This is a genomic window from Pseudomonas sp. S3E17, from assembly GCF_024168685.1.
Lineage (GTDB): Bacteria > Pseudomonadota > Gammaproteobacteria > Pseudomonadales > Pseudomonadaceae > Aquipseudomonas > Aquipseudomonas marginalis.
The window spans coordinates 5,437,708-5,459,389 of record NZ_JALJWE010000001.1 but is presented as its reverse complement, the minus strand read 5'-3'; the positions used below and the strand labels follow the sequence as shown (position 1 = coordinate 5,459,389).

At 62.6% G+C, this 21,682-nt stretch carries 20 protein-coding genes; 14 read left to right on the top strand and 6 right to left on the bottom strand.

What is annotated here, in order from left to right:
* The first annotated feature begins 18 nt into the window (after nucleotides 1-18).
* The 3 genes from purD (at nucleotide 19) to J3D60_RS24570 (ending at nucleotide 4,929) form a co-directional block, all read left to right on the top strand.
* Nucleotides 19-1,311, top strand: a complete 1,293-nt coding sequence (gene purD / locus J3D60_RS24580; RefSeq protein WP_065940932.1) for a phosphoribosylamine--glycine ligase — start codon at nucleotides 19-21, stop codon at nucleotides 1,309-1,311.
* A 102-nt stretch (nucleotides 1,312-1,413) separates the two neighbouring features.
* On the top strand, nucleotides 1,414-4,185 hold the full coding sequence (locus J3D60_RS24575; RefSeq protein ID WP_065940931.1) for a hybrid sensor histidine kinase/response regulator: 2,772 nt from the start codon (nucleotides 1,414-1,416) through the stop codon (nucleotides 4,183-4,185).
* A 147-nt stretch (nucleotides 4,186-4,332) separates the two neighbouring features.
* The gene (locus J3D60_RS24570) at nucleotides 4,333-4,929 is read left to right on the top strand and encodes a MarC family protein (protein WP_003217330.1); all 597 of its coding nucleotides are present in this window, start codon (nucleotides 4,333-4,335) and stop codon (nucleotides 4,927-4,929) included.
* On the opposite strand, the gene J3D60_RS24565 is transcribed toward J3D60_RS24570, so the two are convergent.
* The 5 genes from J3D60_RS24565 to cobG all read right to left on the bottom strand — a co-directional run bounded on the left by J3D60_RS24565 (nucleotide 4,926) and on the right by cobG (nucleotide 10,280).
* Nucleotides 4,926-5,708: a hypothetical protein gene (locus J3D60_RS24565; protein ID WP_065940929.1), complete on the bottom strand. Its 783-nt coding sequence runs from the start codon at nucleotides 5,706-5,708 to the stop codon at nucleotides 4,926-4,928. The genes J3D60_RS24570 and J3D60_RS24565 overlap by 4 nt on opposite strands.
* A gap of 238 nt (nucleotides 5,709-5,946) precedes the next feature.
* On the bottom strand, nucleotides 5,947-7,584 hold the full coding sequence (gene cobJ / locus J3D60_RS24560; RefSeq protein WP_253493122.1) for a precorrin-3B C(17)-methyltransferase: 1,638 nt from the start codon (nucleotides 7,582-7,584) through the stop codon (nucleotides 5,947-5,949).
* The gene (locus tag J3D60_RS24555) at nucleotides 7,584-8,315 is read right to left on the bottom strand and encodes a precorrin-2 C(20)-methyltransferase (RefSeq protein ID WP_065925568.1); all 732 of its coding nucleotides are present in this window, start codon (nucleotides 8,313-8,315) and stop codon (nucleotides 7,584-7,586) included. The genes cobJ and J3D60_RS24555 overlap by 1 nt, the downstream gene beginning before the upstream one ends.
* A complete protein-coding gene (locus tag J3D60_RS24550; RefSeq protein WP_065925569.1) occupies nucleotides 8,315-8,941 on the bottom strand; it encodes a precorrin-8X methylmutase in 627 nt (208 codons plus the stop codon). The genes J3D60_RS24555 and J3D60_RS24550 overlap by 1 nt, the downstream gene beginning before the upstream one ends.
* Nucleotides 8,934-10,280, bottom strand: coding sequence for a precorrin-3B synthase (gene cobG, locus J3D60_RS24545; RefSeq protein WP_253493121.1), 1,347 nt, complete (start codon nucleotides 10,278-10,280; stop codon nucleotides 8,934-8,936). The genes J3D60_RS24550 and cobG overlap by 8 nt, the downstream gene beginning before the upstream one ends.
* Before the next feature lie 38 nt (nucleotides 10,281-10,318).
* On the opposite strand from cobG, the gene cbiE reads away from it, so the two are divergent.
* The 4 genes from cbiE to J3D60_RS24525 all read left to right on the top strand — a co-directional run bounded on the left by cbiE (nucleotide 10,319) and on the right by J3D60_RS24525 (nucleotide 13,137).
* Nucleotides 10,319-11,524 (top strand): precorrin-6y C5,15-methyltransferase (decarboxylating) subunit CbiE, encoded by a 1,206-nt coding sequence (cbiE, locus tag J3D60_RS24540; RefSeq protein ID WP_253493120.1) that lies wholly within the window; start codon nucleotides 10,319-10,321, stop codon nucleotides 11,522-11,524.
* On the top strand, nucleotides 11,521-12,246 hold the full coding sequence (locus J3D60_RS24535; protein WP_253493119.1) for a cobalt-precorrin-6A reductase: 726 nt from the start codon (nucleotides 11,521-11,523) through the stop codon (nucleotides 12,244-12,246). The genes cbiE and J3D60_RS24535 overlap by 4 nt, the downstream gene beginning before the upstream one ends.
* A gap of 127 nt (nucleotides 12,247-12,373) precedes the next feature.
* A complete protein-coding gene (locus tag J3D60_RS24530) occupies nucleotides 12,374-12,652 on the top strand; it encodes a hypothetical protein (protein ID WP_253493117.1) in 279 nt (92 codons plus the stop codon).
* A complete protein-coding gene (locus tag J3D60_RS24525) occupies nucleotides 12,649-13,137 on the top strand; it encodes a PIN domain-containing protein (RefSeq protein WP_065940923.1) in 489 nt (162 codons plus the stop codon). Before J3D60_RS24530 ends, J3D60_RS24525 begins: the two co-directional genes overlap by 4 nt.
* 58 nt (nucleotides 13,138-13,195) lie before the next feature.
* Here the strand turns inward: J3D60_RS24525 and J3D60_RS24520 are convergent, their stop codons facing one another.
* Nucleotides 13,196-13,447, bottom strand: a complete 252-nt coding sequence (locus J3D60_RS24520) for a DUF6124 family protein (protein ID WP_253493115.1) — start codon at nucleotides 13,445-13,447, stop codon at nucleotides 13,196-13,198.
* 443 nt (nucleotides 13,448-13,890) lie between these two features.
* Here J3D60_RS24520 and J3D60_RS24515 point away from each other — a divergent pair, with 443 nt between their 5' ends.
* The 7 genes from J3D60_RS24515 to J3D60_RS24485 all read left to right on the top strand — a co-directional run bounded on the left by J3D60_RS24515 (nucleotide 13,891) and on the right by J3D60_RS24485 (nucleotide 21,639).
* Nucleotides 13,891-14,247 (top strand): DNA-binding protein, encoded by a 357-nt coding sequence (locus J3D60_RS24515; protein WP_065940921.1) that lies wholly within the window; start codon nucleotides 13,891-13,893, stop codon nucleotides 14,245-14,247.
* A gap of 175 nt (nucleotides 14,248-14,422) precedes the next feature.
* Complete coding sequence (locus J3D60_RS24510; protein WP_253493113.1) at nucleotides 14,423-14,818, top strand: DUF2946 domain-containing protein; 396 nt, start codon at nucleotides 14,423-14,425, stop codon at nucleotides 14,816-14,818.
* 47 nt (nucleotides 14,819-14,865) lie between these two features.
* Complete coding sequence (locus J3D60_RS24505; protein ID WP_065940919.1) at nucleotides 14,866-15,348, top strand: copper chaperone PCu(A)C; 483 nt, start codon at nucleotides 14,866-14,868, stop codon at nucleotides 15,346-15,348.
* A gap of 11 nt (nucleotides 15,349-15,359) precedes the next feature.
* Entirely contained in the window at nucleotides 15,360-15,761 is a 402-nt protein-coding gene (locus tag J3D60_RS24500) for a DUF2946 domain-containing protein (RefSeq protein WP_253493111.1), read from the top strand.
* Nucleotides 15,762-15,854: 93 nt separating this feature from the next.
* Nucleotides 15,855-17,924 carry a TonB-dependent copper receptor gene (locus J3D60_RS24495; RefSeq protein WP_253493109.1) on the top strand — a complete coding sequence of 690 codons (2,070 nt, stop codon included), beginning with the start codon at nucleotides 15,855-15,857 and terminating at the stop codon, nucleotides 17,922-17,924.
* 71 nt (nucleotides 17,925-17,995) lie between these two features.
* Entirely contained in the window at nucleotides 17,996-19,378 is a 1,383-nt protein-coding gene (locus tag J3D60_RS24490; RefSeq protein ID WP_253493106.1) for a PepSY domain-containing protein, read from the top strand.
* Between the two features lie 152 nt (nucleotides 19,379-19,530).
* On the top strand, nucleotides 19,531-21,639 hold the full coding sequence (locus tag J3D60_RS24485; protein ID WP_253493104.1) for a TonB-dependent siderophore receptor: 2,109 nt from the start codon (nucleotides 19,531-19,533) through the stop codon (nucleotides 21,637-21,639).
* The last annotated feature ends 43 nt before the right edge of the window (nucleotides 21,640-21,682 follow it).

Genomic DNA, 21,682 nt, shown 5'->3' with positions numbered 1-21,682 from the left:
TTCACAGAGGTTTTTGAAATGAATGTTTTGATCATTGGCAGCGGTGGCCGTGAACACGCCCTGGCCTGGAAAGTTGCCCAGGACCCACGGGTCCAGAAAGTCTTCGTCGCCCCCGGCAACGCCGGTACCGCCATCGAAGCCAAGTGCGAAAACGTCGCCATCGACGTACTGGCCCTTGAGCAACTGGCCGACTTCGCCGAGAAAAACGTCTCCCTGACCATCGTCGGTCCGGAAGTGCCATTGGTTGCCGGTGTCGTAGACCTGTTCCGCAGCCGCGGCCTGGATTGCTTCGGCCCAACCGCTGGCGCGGCCCAACTGGAAGGCTCGAAAGCCTTCACCAAGGATTTCCTGGCGCGCCACAAGATCCCGACCGCCGACTACCAGAACTTCACCGAGATCGAGCCGGCCCTGGCCTACCTGCGTGAAAAAGGTGCGCCGATCGTGATCAAGGCCGACGGCCTGGCTGCCGGTAAAGGCGTGATCGTCGCCATGACCCTGCAGGAAGCCGAAGACGCCGTGCGTGACATGCTCGCCGGTAACGCCTTTGGTGACGCGGGTTCGCGCGTCGTCATCGAGGAATTCCTCGACGGCGAAGAAGCCAGTTTTATCGTGATGGTCGACGGCAAGAACGTGCTGCCGATGGCCACCAGCCAGGACCACAAACGCGTCGGCGACGCCGACACTGGCCCGAACACCGGCGGCATGGGTGCCTACTCCCCTGCCCCGGTGGTGACCGCCGACGTGCACCAGCGCGTGATGGACCTGGTGATCTGGCCGACCGTGCGCGGCATGGCCGATGAAGGCAATGTGTACACCGGTTTCCTCTACGCCGGCCTGATGATCGACAAAGCCGGTAACCCGAAAGTCATCGAGTTCAACTGCCGCTTCGGCGACCCGGAAACCCAACCGGTGATGCTGCGCCTGCAATCGAGCCTGGTGCTGCTGGTGGAAGCCGCCCTCGCCCAGGCCCTGGACAAGGTTGAAGCGCAGTGGGATCCACGTCCGAGCGTAGGCATTGTGCTGGCCGCCGGTGGTTACCCGGCCGACTACGCCAAGGGCGATGTGATTGAAGGCCTGGACGCGGCTGCTACCCTGGAAGGCAAGGTGTTCCATGCGGGCACCGCGCTCAAGGACGGCAAGGTGGTGACCGCCGGCGGCCGTGTGCTGTGCGCCACCGCCATGGGTGCCAGCGTCGACGCCGCACAGCAACAGGCGTACAAGCTGGCTGCAAAAATCGACTGGAAAGGCTGCTTCTACCGCACGGACATCGGCTACCGCGCCATTGCCCGTGAACGTGGCGAAAGCCAGTAACGCGAGCTATCCGTTCGGTTAGGCAAGGGCTTCTGGCCCTTGCCGTATACAGGCCTCCCCGCGCATAGTTAACCGTGCATCAACCTACGAAGGGATTTCGCCGTGCGCTGGCTCAGGATCGCCATAGGTTTCACTGTCAGTCTGCTGACGCTGCTCTGCCTGTTCCCGGCCCAGGCCGCCGCGCAAGGCAGTGGCTGGGCAGTATTGCTTGATGAACAGGCCGACCTGCAGCTGAGCGACATCCGCTCCTCGCGCTACACCAATCAATTCAGCCCCATCGAACTGGACCGCATTACCGCCGCGGAACCGGACGGTGCGTTGTGGGTACGTTTCAAGCTGCAACCTGGCAAGCACGAGCAGGTGCTGCGGGTATTCGCCCCGGACCTGGCACACCTGAGCCTCTATGTGCTGGACGGCGACACCCTGATCGAGCAACAAAGCAGCGGTAACCGCCAGCCCCAGGCGGAACGTCCGCTGCCCAGCAACGACTTCATGCTGCCGATGCCCCAGAGCCAAAAGACCCTCGACGTCTACCTGCGCCTGGTTTCAGAGCACGAACTGCGCCCCTATATCACCCTGGAGTCAGCCGTGCTGGCCGCCGCCGACCAGACCCAGACATTGATCTACGGCCTGCTGTTCGGCTGCCTGCTGATGCTGATCCTGCACAACCTCACGCGCTTCGCTTACCACCGCTCGCGCAGCAGCCTGTGGCTGGCGGCCTGCGAACTGCTGTTGATGCTCAGCCTGGCGCTGCTGCTCAACCTGGTAGGCCCATGGCTGCCGAACTGGCACGCGGTCCAGACCCCCGGCGCCTACCTGGCCCTGCTGCTGACTGCGCCGTGCGGGCTGATGTATGCCTATCGCTTCTTCATGCCCCTGGGTCCGCACCCGCTGAACAAGCTATTGATGGCCGACATCCTGTTTATCGTGCTGTGCGGCCTGCTGCTGTTGTTCGTCAGTACCCTGCCGCTGAACATCATCACCTACGCGCTGGTGGCCCTGGCGGGCCTGAGCATGCTGTTTGTCTCGGCGTATCACTGGCAGAAAGGCTACCGCCCGGCGCGCTTGTTCGTGGCGGGCATGGTGGTGTTCAACATCGGTACGCTGATCATTCTCCCGGCGTTGCTGGGGCTGACGATGGTGTCGCCCCAGGGTTTGATCGTCACATTGCTGGCCTTCATCTGCCTGAGCGGCCTGTTGATGAGCCTGGCCCTGGGCGAGCGCCAGCGTGCGATTGTCGAGGCCCGCTTCAGCCTCAGCCGCGACCTGGCCGCCAGTAATGCCGAGATCGCCGCCAAGGCCGAATTCCTGGCCAAGATCAGCCACGAAATCCGCACCCCCATGAACGGCGTGCTGGGCATGACCGAACTGCTGCTGGGCACGCCACTGTCGGTGAAGCAGCGCGACTACGTACAAACCATCCACAGCGCCGGCAACGAGCTGCTGACCTTGATCAACGAGATCCTCGACATCTCCAAGCTCGAATCCGGGCAGATCGAACTGGATGACGTGCAATTCGACCTCAATGCGCTGATCGAAGACTGCCTGAGCATCTTCCGCGCCAAGGCCGAGCAGCAGAACGTCGAGTTGATCAGCTTCATCCAGCCCCAGGTGCCCCGCGTCATCAGCGGCGATCCGACTCGCTTGCGCCAGGCGCTGCTGAGCCTGCTGGAAAACGCCCTGCACAAAACCGACGAAGGCGAAGTGCTGATCGTCGTCGCCCTGGATGACCGCAGCACCAAGCCGCGCCTGCGCATTGCCGTGCAGGACAGCGGCCTGCCCATGGAAGCCGCTGAACGCGAGGCCCTGCTGCACAGCGAGCTGCACAGCAAGAACTTCCTCTCCGCCACCCGCTTGAGCGGTCACCTGGGCCTGGTGATCGCGCGCCAGTTGATCCTGTTGATGAACGGTGAATTCGGCATCAAGAGCGGCAGCCATCAGGGCAGCACGCTATGGCTGACCCTGCCGCTGGACCCGGAACGCCTGGAACACCCCACCTCCGACCTCGACGGCCCGCTCAAAGGCGCGCGGGTGCTGGTGGTGGACGACAACGATACGTGCCGCAAAGTGCTGGTGCAGCAATGCTCGGCCTGGGGCCTGAATGTCAGCGCCGTGCCTTCCGGCAAAGAGGCCCTGGCCTTGCTGCGCACCAAGGCGCACCTGCGCGACTACTTCGATGTGGTGCTATTGGACCAGAACATGCCCGGCATGACCGGCATGCAACTGGCGGCGAAGATCAAGGAAGACCCGAGCCTGAACCACGACATCCTGCTGATCATGCTCACCGGCATCAGCAATGCACCGAGCAAGATCATCGCGCGTAACTGCGGGATCAAGCGCATCCTCGCCAAGCCGGTTGCCGGCTATACCCTCAAGACCACCCTGGCCGACGAGTTGACCCAACGCAGCAAAGGTGGCGTGCAGCCCCGTCCGCCCCTCAGCGTCCCGGCGACGGTGACCGTGCCCAGCGATTTCAGGATCCTGGTGGCCGAAGACAACAGCATCTCCACCAAAGTGATTCGCGGCATGCTCGGCAAGCTCAACCTCAACCCGGATACCGCCAGCAACGGTGAGGAAGCCCTTGAGGCGATGAAGGCCCAGCGTTATGACCTGGTGTTGATGGACTGTGAGATGCCGGTTCTCGATGGTTTCTCGGCCACCCAGCAACTGCGGGCGTGGGAAGTCAGCCACCAGCGCATTCGCACCCCCGTGGTAGCGCTCACGGCGCATATCCTCTCGGAGCACAAAGAACGCGCACGCCAGGCGGGGATGGACGGGCACATGGCCAAGCCGGTGGAGTTATCGCAATTGCGTGAGCTGGTGGAGTTCTGGGTGGCGCAGCGTCAACAACGGCCTGAACACGCTCCGTCCTGACTTGAAATGTAATTCCACTGTGGGTGGGGCTTGCTTCAGTCAAGAGCGAACACTGTAACTGACTGGCATTAGGGCGAGCCCCCTCCCACATTTGATCTCTGGCGCCTGATAGACTCTCCACACTTTCCCCGCCCGCGAGCCCTCCACATGCTCCACGTGTTATTCAGCGTTTACCTGAAGATGCTGGTGCTCTACAGCCCGTTCTTCGTGCTGTCCTGCTTTATCAGCCTGACCCGTGGTTATTCGAGCAAAGAGCGGCGGCGCCTGGCCTGGAAAGTAGCGCTGGCGACCCTGGTATCCAGCGTGTTGCTCTACCTGTTCGGCCGGGTGATCTTCAGCGTGTTCGGCATCACCGTGGATGCCTTTCGCATCGGCGCCGGCAGTGTGCTGTTTATCTCCGCCCTGGGCATGGCCCAGGGCAAGTCGGCCGTGCAGACCGACAATGTGCAGCAGGACGTGACCATCGTGCCGCTGACCATCCCCCTCACGGTCGGCCCCGGCACCATCGGTGCGCTGTTGGTCATGGGCGTCAGCCAACCGCACTGGGATGACAAGATCACGGCCATCCTCAGCATCGCCCTGGCCAGCCTCACGGTCGGTGTGGTGCTGTACCTGTCCAACCGTATCGAACGGATTCTCGGTGACCAGGGCTTGCAGATTGTCAGTCGGTTGATGGGATTGTTCGTGTGTGCCCTCGCCGCGCAAATCATCTTTACCGGGGTGCGCGGCTACCTGGTGCCTTAGATCCGGTATTTGGCAATCGCCGACTGCACCTTGTCGCCCGCGCTCTCGCGCATCAGTTGGATGGTTTTTTCGTTGACCACCGAGGTATTCAGCACCAGGCAGGTTTGCCCACTGAAAGCCTCGAACTGGGTACTGTCCCATTCCAGAAACGGCAGCCCAACCTGCTTGCTCACGCCATGGGTACTGTAAGTCACCAGCACCATCGTCAATTCGCCGTCCGTTTCGGCGCATGACGCCAGGCCAAAATCACCGCCCTCGTGCACGCTGCTATTGCGCTTGAACAGCTCGAAGGATGCCGGCTGCTGCTTCAGGGCCTCCAGCGCATCGGCGGCCAGTTTGGGCAGCGCAGTGAGCAACGGCCCGGTCAGTGACGTCGACGCCAACAGGCTGGCGATGATATTCAGCGCCGCAAGTTGCACCGTCAGGCCCTTGCCGGAGCTTGAAACCCGCTCGAATCGACTGCGCACCGGCAGCCAGCCCAAACCAACCATCACCTTGATAAATTCGTCGTACCAGGCCTCGGTACCTCGATGGATCTTCAATACATCGCTGACGTAGCTGCTGGCCAGCAGATAGCTTTTACGGATGTATTCCCGGTTCAGCCCGGACAGCCCCTCGGCAAACGAAATCACACTGTTGTTGACCACCGCCGCGTTGCTGTCGTCCTCCATGTCGAGCGGCGGCAATGAGGGCTGCGCGCCTGGCGCCCTCGGCAATGTGTAGCGCGCAATCAACTTGCGCCGTTTTGTGTTGTTGATCCTTCTGTGATGTCGCTCCATTTTCAGTTCTCCACAAACACCCCGACTCGGGGCTTGTGTCCACACTAGTCCAGCCACCGGCGGCTCTTCCATGCCACAAACATCGCTTGCCGGCACACGGCAAAAACCCCTGCCCAGCAATGACGGGGCACTCCTCGAGCCCTTCCGGTTTTCGCGGCAAAAAAAAGAAAAAGCCCCGAGCGACAATAGGCAATCACCCATTGTCATTCGGAGCTTTCGTGCAGCCATCCAGGCGTTTTCAGGAGGCGGGCTTTGCACCGTACCAGCGCGGCGTGTACACCCATTCACCGCCACCAGCGCGAGGGAATGTGCAGGTAGTGGACGAGCCGACCAGCACCATGGTGCGCATGTCCACCTGGTCTGGCGTGAGTTGCCCGAGGGTGGTGACGCGCAGGGTCTGGCCGGGGCGGCCGATATCGCGACCCAGCACCACCGGGGTTTCAGGCGTGCGGTGTTGCGCGACGATTTCCAGGGCGCGCCCCAGCTGCCAAGGCCGCGAACGCGAGATCGGGTTGTAGAACGCCAGGGCCAGGTCGGCCTGGGACGCGAGGTCCAGGCGCTTTTCGATGATCGACCAGGGCTTGAGGTTGTCCGACAGCGACATCACGCAAAAGTCGTGGCCCAACGGCGCACCGGCCTGGGCCGCGGTGGCCAGGGAGGCCGAAACCCCCGGCAGGATTTCCAGGTCGACCTGATGCCACGCCGGATTGCCGGACTCGTGCAACGCCTCGATCACCGCTGCCGCCATGGCGAAGACGCCCGGGTCGCCGGACGACACCACCACCACCGAACGCCCCTGGGCGGCCAGCTCGAAGGCGTGGCGGGCGCGCTGCATCTCTTCGCGGTTATCGGTGCAATGCTGTACCTGATCGTCACGGAACGGCCCGGCCATGCGCACGTAGGTTTCGTAGCCCAGCACATCGGTGCAGCGTGCCAGCTCGGCCTTGACCGCCGGCACCATCAGCTCGGCGGCGCCAGGGCCCAGGCCGATCACGGCAAGGCGGCCACGGCGGCGGCCGACCTGGGCCAGGTCCAGCGGTTGGTCAGCCACCTCGATGACAATATCGGCAGCCTGGGTAACGCCGCCAAAGCGCAGCGGCACACCCAACGCCGACGCGGCTTCGTGCAACGACGGGTCAGCCATCTGCGTATCGCTGGCCAACAGGCACGCCAGGGATTGCACGGCAATGCCCGCCTCGTGCAAGTCCGTGCGCACACGCTCGGCCAACTGCGCACCCGGCTTGCAGGTCACGCACACCGTCTTCGGATAGATCAGCAACTCGTTGGCGGCAGGCACACGCTCGGCACTGCCCACGTGAATGGCTAGATGCGCCTGCTGGTCCTGGGGCAAATTCGCCTGGTCCAACCACGGCGCCGCACCTTCGATACGCACGCTTTCGCCGGCCAGCAGGTCGGACACGAAGCGCTTGCCCAGTTCCAGGTCCGCCAGCTCATAACCCGCCGGCGGGTTGAGCAGGCAGGTGCCGAAACGCAGCTCGCCACTGGTGGTGATCGCCGCAGCGACACCCAGCGCCGCCGCGATGTCCCGCGCCATGACGTTCACCCCGCCAAGGCCACCGAGCAACGGCACCACGGCGCTGCCATCTTCCGCCACGGCCAGCACGGCGGGTTCTTCGCCTTTCTCCAGCAGCAGCGGCGCCAGGGTGCGGATCACGATGCCGGCCGCACACAGGGCGATCAGCGGTGTGCCCTGCTGGTAGAGCTGACGCAGGGTCGCGCCGAATTCGCCGTAAGGCTGGTCCACCCCCTCAACCCGCCCGGCCAGGCCGTGGATCAGTGCCCCAGGGTAAACCTGCTGGATCCTGCGCGCGGTGGCCAGGCTGCCCTGGCCCAGAATGACAATCGCCGGGTTCATCAACCTTGCCACCGTTCACCCGGCACGATGATCAGCGAGAAGTACGGCGAAGACATCGGCTCCACCTGGTCCAGCGCCACGATTTTCTGGTTGGCCATGGTCGCGCGCTCCACATACAGTGCGCGCTCGGCCAGGCCAAGTTCTTCGAGTACCTGGCGCACCTTGGGGAAGTTGCGCCCCAGCTTCATGATCACCGCCGCGTCAGCATCCGCCAGGCGGCGCTTGAGGTCTTCGTGGGGCAATACGCCCGACAACACCGACAGGCTCTGGTTGCGATACACCAACGGTGCGCCCAGCACCGAGGCGCCGCCAAGCATCGAGCACACACCGGGGATAACCTGGGCTTCGTAGCGCTCGGCCAAGCGGTCATGCAAATACATATAGGAGCCGTAGAAGAACGGGTCGCCTTCACAGATCACCGCCACGTCGCGACCGGCGTCCAGGTGCACGGCCACCTCGACACTGGCGGTGTCGTAGAAGTCGCTGATCACTTGTTCATAGGACAACGGCGCCGGTAGCGCTTCGGTGGTCACCGGGTACACCAGCGGCATCAGGGTTTGTTGTGGCACCAGGTGGTCTTCGATGATGCCGAAGGCGTTACCCTTCTTGCCCTTGGCCACGAAATAGGCCACCACCGGCGATTCGCGCAGCAGGCGCAGGGCCTTGAGGGTAATCAGTTCCGGGTCGCCGGGGCCGACGCCCAGGCCGATCAAACGTCCGCGTGCCGGCATCATTCGACCTCCGTGGCGAGCGCATTCACCGCCGCGGCGGCCATGGCACTGCCGCCCAGGCGGCCCTGCATGATCACGAACGGTACGCCGCGACTGTCCGCTGCCAGCATCGCCTTGGATTCGGCCGCGCCGACAAAGCCGACCGGGAAGCCGAGGATCAACGCCGGTTTCGGTGCCCCCGCGTCGAGCATTTCCAGCAGGTAGAACAACGCGGTCGGCGCGTTGCCGATTACCACCACGCTGCCTTCCAGGTGCGGACGCCACAGCTCCAGGGCCGCAGCGGAACGGGTATTGCCCAGCTCCCGCGCCAACTCCGGCACGCTGTCGTCGCGCAGGGTGCAGATCACCGGGTTGTTGGCCGGCAGGCGCGCACGGGTCACGCCTTCGGAGACCATCCGCGCATCACACAGAATCGGCGCACCAGCGGCCAGCGCATCGCGCCCGGCCTTACCCGCACCTTCGGAGAACTGCAGGCCATCGATGGCCTCGACCATGCCGCAGGCATGGATCACCCGCACCGCGAGTTTCTCCAGGTCGGCCGGGATACGCTCCAACTTGGCTTCCGCGCGAATAATGGCGAAGGAGTTGCGATAGATCTCCTGACCGTCGCGGATGTAATCAATCATCGGTGTTGCTCCGTGGGTGAGCGCGCAGCAAGGCGCCCGCCGCTTCAATGGAAAGGGTGCGTGCGTGCAGCCGGCCGAAACCGGGGTGGGCTGCATCGCGAAAATACAGGTCGTAGTGGCCGGGGCTCACCGCCAGCAAGGTGACCGGCGCGATATGTGCGGCGGCGCAGGAACGTGGGCAGCCGGACAGGTGCACGTCATGGCCGGGATGCAGCGCGGCCAAGTGCACGGCGTCGGCCTTGGTGTCGGCGAGGGCCTTGCCGCAACCGCTGGAACCGGTGCAGGCGATCACGCGGGCCAAGGGTTGATCGACGGTGCAGAGGAAGCCCAGTTGCGCCAGGCGTTGGGTCACGGCGTGAGGTTTTTCGACGTTGGGCAGTAACACACCTTGCCAGGGGGTGAAGCGCAAGGTGCCGTCGCCATATTCGCTGGCGAGCTGCGCCACGCCTGTGAGCATCGTCGAATCCAGGCGCCCCAGGGGTGCGATGGCCGCGACGTAGAATTGATTGCTTTGAGCCTGTGGATAACTCCCGAGGTGCAGCAAAGCGCCGCTGGGTGGGCGTTTGAAGCCATCGGCCGGCAGCAGCGGCAGGCTGAGGCGGCTCAACAACTTATCCACAGCCAGGTGGCGCATGCGGGTTTGTTCCGGGGTGGCGAGGTCAAGAAACGCCTCCAGCACCGCCACCACCAACCCATGACCCTGTGCCAACGGCACGGCGGCCAACGGCGCATCCCGCCCTGGACAACCCGCCAGGCCGAACGCAAGGAGCGTCTCGCCATTGCGTACGAACGCCGACAGCCACAGATCATGATGATGCTCGAGCATCGCCAGAGCCTCGCCGCCGTCCAGTTGCACGGCGAACTTGGCCGACAGCTCATGGAAACGCGGACAGTTTTGCAGGGTAGCGAGGATCTGCTCGGCCAGCGGCCGGGTGTCGAACAGCATCTGCGGGTCGATACCGGCGCTGGGGCTGAGCATCAGGTTGCGCACGTCATCGCCGGCAGCGGTACTCGGGCCCAGATCGGCGGCCAGCAGCATGGCGATCAAGGCGTCTTGCTCGGCACCGATCCCACGTATCTGCAGGTTGGCGCGGTTGGTCGCCTCGATCACCCCGCCCGCATAGGCCTGGGCCGCGTCCGCCACGGCGCGGGCCTGGGCGGCGCTGATCGAGCCACCGGCCAGTTTGATCCGGCAGATGCCGCCATCCAGCGCCTGGACGATACGCAGCAACCCCGGACAAGCCGAGGGGCGCAAGGTATTCACAGCGGGCGTTGGGTTCAAGGGGCTACCGGTTGACGGGTAAAGGCGCGGTATTATGCCTGCTTTGTCCGGCGGCATGAAAAGCCTGCCCGTCGGATGTCGCTCAAGGAATTGATATGTCGCCCTGGCTGACGGTTGTAGGCATCGGTGAAGACGGCTTCAAGGGGCTGGGCAGGAATGCCCGGCATGCCCTGTTGCGCGCATCGCGGATTATAGGTGGTCAGCGCCAGTTGGACCTGTTGCCGGTGTGTATTCGCGGTGAGCGCCAGGTGTGGCCGAGCCCGTTCTCCCTGGAACCGGTACTGGCGCGGCGTGGCGAGCCTGTGTGCGTGCTGGCCAGTGGTGACCCGATGTTTTATGGCGTGGGGGCCAGCCTGGCACGACAGGTGGCGGCTGAAGAACTGCTGATTTTGCCGGCACCGTCGTCGGTGTCGTTGGCAGCGGCGCGGCTGGGCTGGCCGTTGCAGGAGGTGGTGACGCTGTCCGTAGTGGCACGGCCAGTGGCGGCGATCAATGCGCATCTGGCCACAGGTGTGCGTTTATTGGTACTGAGTAATGACGGCGGCAGTCCCGCGTTGATTGCTTCGTTGTTGGCTGAATCCGGGTTTGGGCCCAGCCGATTGACAGTATTTGAACACCTGGGCAGCGCGAATGAGCGGCGCATCGACGGTTTGGCTGAGGATTGGCAGCACGCCTGTGTCGCCGATTTGAACCTGGTCGCCATCGACTGCGTGGCCTCCAGCGACACACCACGTCTGTCGCGCCTCGCTGGCTTGCCCGATTCCGCCTTCCAGCACGACGGACAACTGACCAAACGCGATGTGCGCGCCATGACCCTCGCCCGCCTCGCCCCGATGCCCGGCGAACTGCTGTGGGACGTGGGTGCGGGCAGCGGCTCCATCGGTATCGAATGGATGCGTGCCCATCCGAGCTGCCGAGCATTGGCAATTGAAGCAGACGAAGGCCGCCAGGGCCTTATTGAACACAATCGCGACGCCCTCGGCGTGCCCGGTTTGCAGTTGATTCGTGGCAAAGCCCCGGAAGCGTTGCACGGCCTTACAGCTCCCGACGCCATCTTCATCGGCGGCGGCGTCACCCGCGACGGCGTGCTCGACACCTGCTGGCAACACCTGCGCCCCGGCGGTCGCTTGGTGGCCAATGCCGTCACCCTGCAAAGTGAAATGACCTTGATGAACTGGCGCGCGGAGCATGGCGGCGAACTGACGCGCATCCACGTCGCTCAGGCCCAGCCACTGGGTGAGTTCGATACGTGGCGCCAGGCGCTTCCAATCACCCTGCTGGACGTGGTCAAGCCGCGATGAAACGCATCCTGCTGCTGGGCGGTGTGACCGAAGCGCTGGCTATCGCGCGCACCTTGGGGCCGGAGCATATCTACAGCCTGGCGGGTGTGGGGCGTGTGCCGACCGATCTCACCTGCCAGGTGCGGGTCGGCGGGTATGGCGGCGCTGAAGGCTTGGCGCAGTTTGTTCAGGATGAAGGGATCAGCCTGATCCTCGACGCGACCCATCCGTATGCGGCGCAGATCAGCCGCAATGCCGCCGAGGCTGCACAGTTGAGTGGTGTACCGTGCTGGGCATTGCGTCGCCCGGCGTGGCAGCCGCAGGCCGGCGATGACTGGCGAGAGGTCAGTGACTGGGCTGAATTGATCGAGGCCTTGAAACCCTTCAAGCGCCCATTGTTCACCTTGGGCCGCGAGCCGTTGCAGCACCTTGATGAAATCCCGCCCGAGCAGTTCTGGACGCTGCGCGCGCTGGATGTGTATCCCGGCAATGATCGCTGTGAAGTGATTGGCGCACGCGGTCCGTTCCTGATCGAAGATGAACGCGCGTTGTTTGAACGGCGGGGGATTGATGTGCTGATCAGCAAGAACAGTGGCAGCACCGCCACCGAGCCGAAGCTGGAAGTGGCGCGGGAACGGGGGGTGCCTGTGTTGGTGTTGAAGCGGCCGGTGTTGGCGGCGGTGGATCGGGAGCTTTTGTCGCCCGCAGAAACAATCGATTCGTTGGCAGATTTCATTCGATAGATCAGGATCATCCGCCACCCTCTATCCAATCTATTTGTTACCTCAAGGGACGGCGATGAACCCACAACACGAAGTGCTAAACTCCAGGAACAGTTCAAGCCAAGCCCAACGGTATTCAGGAGCTGACATGATAGAAGTTAAAGAAGCCGTACAAGTCGCCAAGGCGGTCGCAAACGACTTTCTCGGGCAAGAAACAGCACTACAAGACCTGATGCTTGAGGAAGTAGAGTTAGACCCAGGCAATAAAACCTGGGCAATAACACTGGGCTTCAATGTCCCCAACCCTAATAACTATGAAAGGCTAGGCGCATCTTTAGCCGGACAAATACATGCAAGAAAATACAAAACATTCATCATCGACTCGGAGACTGGCGAGTTCCGCTCCATGAAGATTCGCGAAGTATGATCGAAGCCTACATCAAGCAATACCGAAGAAAAGGAATCATCGTTGATACTAACTTGCTGCTTCTGGCACTGATAGGAGGAACGTCCAGCATCGTAGAGTTCAAGAGAACACGCGGCTACAGCGATGCAGACTATCAACTTTTGCTCAAAGTGATTGACCAGTTCGAAAAACTTGTTTCAACCCCTCACATTCTCGCTGAAGTCAGCAACCTGACAAATGGACTTCATGGAAACAAGCTGCGCGATTTTTATGCAACGTTAAAAAACTCACTATCAACAATAATCGAGGTCCATCATCCAGCCTTGGATATAAGTCGCGATTATGAGCTTTCACCCTACGGCCTTACCGACGTTGGCATTGTTGCCGCAGCAAAAGATAACTATCTGGTTTTGACTGACGATCTCAGAGTCGCTGGGTTTGCTCATCAGCACTGCGTAGATGTCGTCAACTTCAATCATATACGGGAAGCCAGCTGGGAGGCCTAAGACCTGCCACACGATCATTCCCACACATATGCGCAGGAACGATCGCTCATCGAACTTGTTAACTATTCGCGGCGGTTGCCTGCCCTGCTCCTTCGTGCACCCTGTCAGCGAGCAATTGTGCCAGCTCGATCAACTGCGCAACGCCCAGTAATTCCTCGCGTGGTGCGCTTTCCAGGTTAAAGGCAAGGTCGCAACTCAGCGCGTTGGCCGAGGCGAGTGTTTCGCTGAGGTTGACGAGCAGGTCTTCGGTGCTGATGCCATCTGCCACGGTGAACAGCCGGACGGGGGGATTGGGGGTGGGTTTGATCATTGTGAAGCTCCTCAGGAATGTGGAGCTGCCACTGATTCGCCGCGACGCGATAGGGTGGCAGCTGTACGCAGGTTCGCGGACCGGTCCCGAGGCAACCCGGCATACCCAAAGGTATCCCGCGCACAGCCGCCATAGCGCCGCACAGTAGACGATAAAAAAGCATCAACTGAAAGCAGACGATAGCGCTTTTGCTCTTAGGAAGTCGGGCCGCGACGCCCGTCCGCGGCATTTGCAGCGGTGTACGAAGACTAGAGATTGAGTTTCCTACCAGCAACCTCAAAGAGTTGTCGGAAGTTTCTGTGGAACGACCTCATATTCGGGCTGCGCGGCGGATCAAGGAGAATTTACCTACATGCGTAACGGAACCCGCTGACTACCTAGAACCGCATACCCTTGGCGATGATCCTCGACGCTTTGTCCTACGGCGTAAACATGAGGTTCACATGACTAACAAACCCCGTACGCAGCACCTGACTCGACCTGCTGAAAGCACAATTATCGAGCACATAATCGCGAACCCAGAGTTCGCGCACGCGCTAAGCCTTGAGGCCGACGAACTAAAATTGGATGAACCCGAAGTCGCAGCTCGATTAAACCAATGGCTGGAAAAAGCCCAATACCTATCTGACAGAAAGACGACGTTCACAGTTTTCGACGCTGCTGACCATCTTCACACACAAGAAGAGATGGATGCTTTCCTTGAAGCCTGTATCGAAGAAGACCCAGGCGATGGCTCATTGATCAAGGTGGCGCGAGCCGACATTGCCCGCGCGACTAGCAGGCTCAACGCCAAGCAATAGCCACACACAATCCAAAATGTGGGAGGGGCGGCGACTTGAAGATCGGCATCCTCTCGATTCCCCGTCTATCCTCAAACCCAGCACTGCGACACCAAACCACACCACCACTTTTTACTTATCCCCCCCGATCAGGCTAAATACCCGCCTGATCGTTTAACCCTACGGATTGTCCGCCATGGCCCGTCAACGCTTTGCAATTGCCTGGATCGCCTGCATTGCAGTGCTGTTCAACGCCTTTGCCATGCCAATGGCCAGCGCGATGCAGCAGTCCAAGGACCCCGTGCAGCAATTGCTGTGGGGCAGTTTCTGTTCGTCCAATGGCGCCAGCCTGAAGACCATTGCCCTGGGCAAGCTGGAGATTCCGGCGCCGCAGCAGGACGATCATTCCACCATGCAGCATTGCTGGTGTTGCTCGGGCTCGGCGCCGTTGGTGGCGTTGCCGGGGCATGTGCCGCAGTTGTATCTCACGCAATTCGAGACGGTACAGCGTCAACCACACACCCCATTGCAAACCCCCACCCCGCGCCAGCAATGGCCGAGCCTCAACCCCCGCGCCTCTCCGACGGCCTGATCTTCTTCGCAAGTGAACTGCGTTTAGAACCGTTCTGGAGAACTGCCATGCTTAAATCTTCCCTGCTTCTGGCTGCGTTGCTGCTGCCGGTGTTCAGTGCTGCCAATGCCGAAGACTACAAGGCCGGCGACCTGCTGGTCAGCGATCCCTGGTCCCAGGAATTGCCGCCCAACGCGCCCACCGTCGCCGCGTATTTCGTGATTCATAACACCGGTGCGACACCGGATCGCCTGCTCAGTGTCGACACGCCAGTGGCCGACAAGGCCGAGCTGCATGAGCATGTGATGCAGGGCGACTTGATGAAGATGCAGCAAGTCCCCAGCGTTGCCGTACCGGCCAAGGGTGACCTGACCTTCGCGCCCATGGCGTATCACGTGATGTTGCTGGGCCTCAAGGACCGCAGCCTGCTGGCCGATGGCAAGCAATTCCCGCTGACCCTGACCTTTGAAAAAGCCGGCAAGGTCGAGGTGGAAGTGTCGGTGCAGAAAGCGCCGCCGATGGCCGGCCACGAGCACAAGCACCCTCAATAGACTGACTCCAGATGGGCGCCCCTCGCGCCAGGCTATCCCCACACCGCCGCGTGAAGCGCGGCAGTCGGATCAGCCTGTTCGCCATGCTGATGATCTTTATCGGTCCGCTGATTTCCCAAGCGATGCCGATGGATCATCACGCCGGTATGTCGATGAACATGTCCATGGACATGCCCGGCGACCACGGCGACGCCCATCACAAGAAAGCCCCTGACGAACACCACGCGCTCTGGTCCAAGTGCGGCTATTGCGACTTGCTCTACAGTTGCCCGGCCCTGCCCGGCAGCGTGTCATTCGTGGCCATCGGTACCCCGCCGCCGGCCAATGCCCTTACCCCCGCACCGCGCCTGGGCCATGCCCGGCAGAGCATCTTCCCCGGCGCCCGCAGCCGCGCCCCGCCCATCGCCTCGTAAGCCCCTGCCACCGTTACTTCACCCCGGCCGACTTTAGACAGACAGCCGCAGGCTGCTGGCCGTGTTGTTTACGATTGATTGATGGAATTTGTCATGTCCAGGTTTACTGCTGACTCCCGTTTGGGAAGCACCTCTGTGCTCGCTGCCCTATGCGGCGCCCTGCTCGTTCCCCACGCCCAGGCCGATGAACACGCCGAGCATGAGCTGACGCCCACGGTGATCACCGCCATTGCGCCCAGCTCGCCGCTGACCGTGGTCACCAACCCCAAAGACCCACGCCAACCGGTGCCCGCCAGCGACGGCGGCGACTACCTCAAGACCATCCCCGGCTTCGCCCTGGTACGCAACGGCGGCACCAATGGCGACCCCGTGCTGCGCGGCATGTTCGGCTCGCGCCTGAACATCCTCACCAACGGCAGCATGATGCTCGGCGCCTGCCCCGGCAGGATGGATGCGCCGACCTCGTACATTTCGCCGGAAACCTACGACAAGCTCACCGTGATCAAAGGCCCGCAAACCGTACTCTGGGGCCCGGGCGCGTCGGCCGGCACCATCCTGTTCGAGCGCGAACCGGAACACTTCGGTGAACTCGGCACGCGGCTCAACGCGAGTGTGCTGGCCGGCTCCAACGGGCGCTTCGACAAGGTCATCGATGCCGCCGCCGGTGGGCCGCTGGGCTATGTGCGGGTGATCGGCAACCAGGCCCATGCCGATGACTACAAGGACGGCAACAACGACACCGTCGCCTCGCGCTACGACAAATGGAATGGCGACGTCGCCGTCGGCTTCACCCCGGATGCCGACACCCTGCTGGAACTCACCGCCGGCCGTGGCGACGGCGAAGCGCGTTACGCCGGGCGCGGCATGGACGGTTCGCAGTTCCTGCGCGAAAGCCTGGGCCTGCGCTTCGAAAAATCGAATATCGGCGAAGTGCTGGATAAGGTCGAAGCCCAGGTCTACTACAACTACGCCGACCACGTGATGGACAACTACAGCCTGCGCACGCCCTCGGGCACCGGAATGATGGCCGGGCCCATGGCCTCCAACGTCGACCGCCGCACCCTCGGCGCGCGCATCAAGGCCACCTGGCGCTGGGCCGATGTGCAACTGATCAGCGGCCTGGATGCGCAGACCAACGAACACCGCCAACGCAGCAGCATGGGCATCGACACCTACAAGGACTTGCCCAAGGTCAAGGACGCCAACTTCCACAACTACGGCGTGTTCGGCGAACTGACCTGGTACGCCGCCGACCGTGACCGCCTGATCACCGGCGCACGCCTGGACCGCGCCTCGGCCAAGGATTTCCGGCAAACCACCGGCTCCCGGATGAGTGCACGCGCCAACCCCACCGCCGACGACACCCGCGCCGATACGTTGCCCTCGGGCTTTATGCGCTATGAGCACGACCTGGCCGACAGCCCGACCACCCTCTATGCCGGCCTGGGCCACTCGGAGCGCTTCCCGGACTACTGGGAGCTGTTCTCGCCCAACACCGGCGCAGTCGGTTCGGTCAACGCCTTCGACGGCGTGAAACCGGAGAAAACCACCCAGCTCGACGTCGGCGCACAGTACAAAGCCGACAACCTCGAAGCCTGGGCCTCGGGCTACGTCGGCCAGGTGCGTGACTTCATCCTGTTCGACTACCGGGCAGGGATGATGGGCACCACCTCCCAGGCGCGCAATGTGGACGCGCGCATCATGGGCGTTGAACTCGGCGCGGCCTACAAACTGACGCAGAACTGGAAAGCCGATGCCACCCTCGCCTACGCCTGGGGCAAGAACAGCAGCGACGGCAAGGCCCTGCCGCAAATGCCACCGTTGGATGCGCGCTTCGGCCTGACCTATAGCGAAGACGACTGGAGTGCCGGCGCGTTGTGGCGGGTAGTGGCGGCGCAGAACCGCATCGACCAGAACAAGGGCAACGTGGTCGGCAAGGACTACGACAAGAGCGGTGGCTTTGGCGTGTTCTCGGTCAATGGCGCCTATCGCATCAACAAGAATTTCAAGGTCAGCACCGGCGTCGACAACCTGTTCGGCAAGGCCTACGCCGAACACCTGAACCTGGCCGGCAACGCCGGGTTCGGCTATCCGGCCAACGACCCGCAGGCCATCAAGGAGCCGGGGCGGACCCTTTGGACCAAGGTGGACATGAGCTTCTAAAAGCATCGGGGGCTTGCCCCCGATAGCGGCCTGACCAACGACAAAAATTCAAGCTTTGCGGAGCATCCCCAATGACCACTCAAAAAGTTTCCTTCTACAACCTGGCCTGGCGCTGGCACTTCTACGCCGGCCTCTTCGTCGCCCCTTTCATGGTGCTGCTGGCCCTGACCGGCGTCATCTACCTGTTCAAACCCCAGCTCGATCCGCTGATGTACGGCGACCTGCTCAAGGTGCAAAGCGCCGAGCACGCCTTGAGCGCCGACGAGCAATTGCAACGCGCCCAGGCGGCCTTTCCCCAGGGCAAGATCAGCAAATACCTGCCACCCGCCGACGCCACCAGCAGCGCGCAGTTCGTGATGCACGACGGCGGGCGCGAAGTGACAGTGTTCGTCGACCCCTATCGCGGCACCGTACTCGGTGAGCAGGATGCGAAAAACAACCTGCAAGCCATCGCTCGCGCCCTGCACGGCGAGCTGATGATCGGCACCGTCGGCGATCGCCTGATTGAACTCGCCGCCGGTTGGGGCGTGATGCTGGTGGTGTCCGGCCTGTACCTGTGGTGGCCGCGCGGCAAAACGTCGGCCGGCGTGTTATGGCCGCGTTTCACGAGCCGTGGCCGCGTGTTCTGGCGTGACCTGCATGCCGTCGCCGGCTTCTGGGGCGCGGCGTTTCTGCTGGTGATGCTGCTCAGCGGCATGACCTGGACCGGCTTCTGGGGCAAGCAATACGCCGACCTCTGGAACACCTTCCCAGCGGCGATGTGGAACAACGTGCCGCAGTCCGATCAGCAGGCGCGGGTGCTCAATACCGCAACGCAACAGACCGTGCCCTGGGCCATGGAAAACACGCCGATGCCGATGTCCGGCGACCATGCCGAACACATGAACCACGGTGCCATGCACGCTGCTCCCGCCGCGCCCACGGTGCGCCTGCAACAGGTGGTGGACCTGGCCAAGGCACGCAAGGTCGAGCCCGGCTACAGCATCACTTTCCCCACCACCGCCGAAGGCGTGTTCACCGTCGCCGTGTTCGCCGACGACCCGCGCAACGACGCCACCCTGCATGTGGACCAGTACACCGGCAAGGTCCTCGCCGATGTGCGCTGGGCGCACTACAACACCGTGGCACGGGCCACCGAGACCGGCGTAATGCTGCACGAGGGCAAGATGTTCGGCTGGGTGAACCAGATGATCGTGCTGCTGATCTGCCTGATGATTCTGCTCAGCGCGGTGAGTGGCGTGGTGATCTGGTGGAAGCGCCGGCCCCAGGGCGGCCTGGGAGTTCCGCCGTTGCGTCATGACCTGCCGAAGTGGAAAACCGCGATGGTAATCATGCTCGGGCTGGCGCTCCTGTTCCCGCTGGTGGGCGCCTCGTTGATCGCGGTCTGGGCGCTGGATCGCCTGGTGTTGTCGCGGTTGTTCAGCCAACGTGAATCCACCTCAGGTTCGCTATGAAGTAGGCGAGATGCCCTACATAGAGGCGTTAGGTAGTCTTACGCGGGCTTTCGCCAAAGACGCAGTAAGTGTTAACTTATAACACTTACTGCATACCTCAGCTCGCCGCGCCCAGCGGCGAGCACCGCCTCGAAGAAGCGATTTTCCGCCCAATGAACAAGTACCTAGTGTCCGGCCTGTGCCTGCTCGCCCTGCATGACAGCGCCCAGGCCCTGACCCTGCCCGCCAGCCCGGTGACCGCAGCGGCCGTGGATGACCAACACGTCGACCTGAACACACCGACCACCGCAGGCTCGCGCCTGAATCTCAGCGCGCTGCAAACCCCGGGCAGTGTCGAAAGCCAGACCGGCACGCAGATCCGCGCACGTGGCGACGCCAGCGTGCAGGACGCCATTTCCCGTGCCACCGGCATCAGCCGCACCGGCACCCCGGGCGATGGCGGCACCTCGCTGTCGGCCCGTGGCTTTACCGGCCAGGGCTCGGTGATGCAACTGTACGACGGCACCCGCATGTACATGGGCATGGGCACCTCGAGCTTCCCGGTGGACACCTGGGCGGTGGAACGCGTAGACGTTTTGCGCGGCCCGGCCTCGGTGCTGTACGGCGAAGGCGCCACCGGTGCGGTGATCAATACCGTGCCGAAAAAACCCTTCGAAGGCGAGATCGAAAACCACCTCCGCCTCGGCTACGGCGCCTACGATCGCCAGCAACAGGCCCTGGACAGCGGCGGCTCGCTGACCGACACCCTGAGCTATCGCCTGAACCTCAACCGTCTGCGCAGCCACGGCTTTATCGACCGTGGCGACTCCAGCAGCGACTTCGTCAGCGGCGCCCTGCGCTGGCAGGCGGCGGACAACCTGAGCTTCACCCTGGCCAGCGATTATGGCGACCAGCGCCCGCAGAACTACTTCGGCACGCCGCTGATCAATGGCCAGTTGCACAAGGGCCTGCGCGACAAGAACTACAACGTCAGCAACGACACCCAGCACTACAACGACCAGTGGACGCGCCTGACCAGCGAGTGGCAGATCAATGACAACGTCAGTGCCACCAATGAACTGTTCTACCTGAAGAACCAGCGCCGCTGGCAGAACGCCGAGAACTACAACGTCACCAACGGGCAACTGACCCGCAGCGGCAACTTCGGCATCAAGCACAACCAGGAACAGGTCGGCGATCGCCAGACCTTCACCTTCAAGCACAGCCTGTTCGGCCTCGACAGCCAGACCGTGACGGGCGTGGAATACAACCGCATCCGTTTCCGCCTGGCCAGCAACTCACCGTTCAACGACGTGCTGCCCGGCGGCCAGCCGGTGGATATCAACGATCCGGCGTCCGCTCGGTTCGACAGCCAGAACCCGTTCAAACCGCTGTTCGCCACCACCACCAAAACCGTTGCCGGTTTCGCCGAAAACCGCCTGCAACTCACCGACCAACTGGCGCTGGTCACCGGCATCCGCCGCGACTATGCCCACGTCGAGCGCGATGATTTGCGTGACGCCAGCCAAAGCGACAAGACCCTCACCGGCAATAACTGGAAGGCCGGCCTGGTCTACGCAATCACCCCGGACACCTCGGTCTACGGCCAGTACGCCACCAGCACCGACGGGGTCGGCGGCCTGATTTCCCTGAGCCCTGGCCAGCAGCGGTTCGACCTCTCCAGCGCCAGGCAAACCGAGATCGGCCTCAAGCAGGCCTTCTGGGATCAACGCGGCGAATGGACAGTGGCGGCCTACCATATCGTCAAGAAGAAACTGCTCACCGACGTCCCCGGCAACCCGGACCTCAAGCAGCAAGTCGGCCAGCAATCCTCCAGCGGCCTGGAAGCCAGCCTCGACCTGCAACTGCCGTACGCCTGGGCGCTGCAAGCCAACGCCGCCATCGTGCGGGCGCAGTACGACGACTTCAAACAGGCTGTCGGCGGCGTACAAGTGTCCCGCGACGGCAATCGCCCGGTGGACGTGCCACGCCGCACCGCCAACCTGTGGCTGAGCAAGGCCCTGAGCGACGACATCCGCGCCGGTGCCGGTGTGCGCTATGTCGATGCACGGTATGCCGACATGGCCAACCAGAACGAGCTGCCGAGCTACACCGTGGTCGATGCCACTCTGTCGTGGAAGGCGATGCGCAACACCACCCTGGGCCTGCAACTGAACAACCTGTTCGACTGCACCTACGCGGTCAGCCAGTACAACGACGGCCAGCAATGGATCCTCGGTGAACCGCGCTCGTTCTTCGTCACGGCGGACTACACCTTCTAACTGACCCAAACACCGTTGGATCCCTGCAGGCCTTGAGAGACTT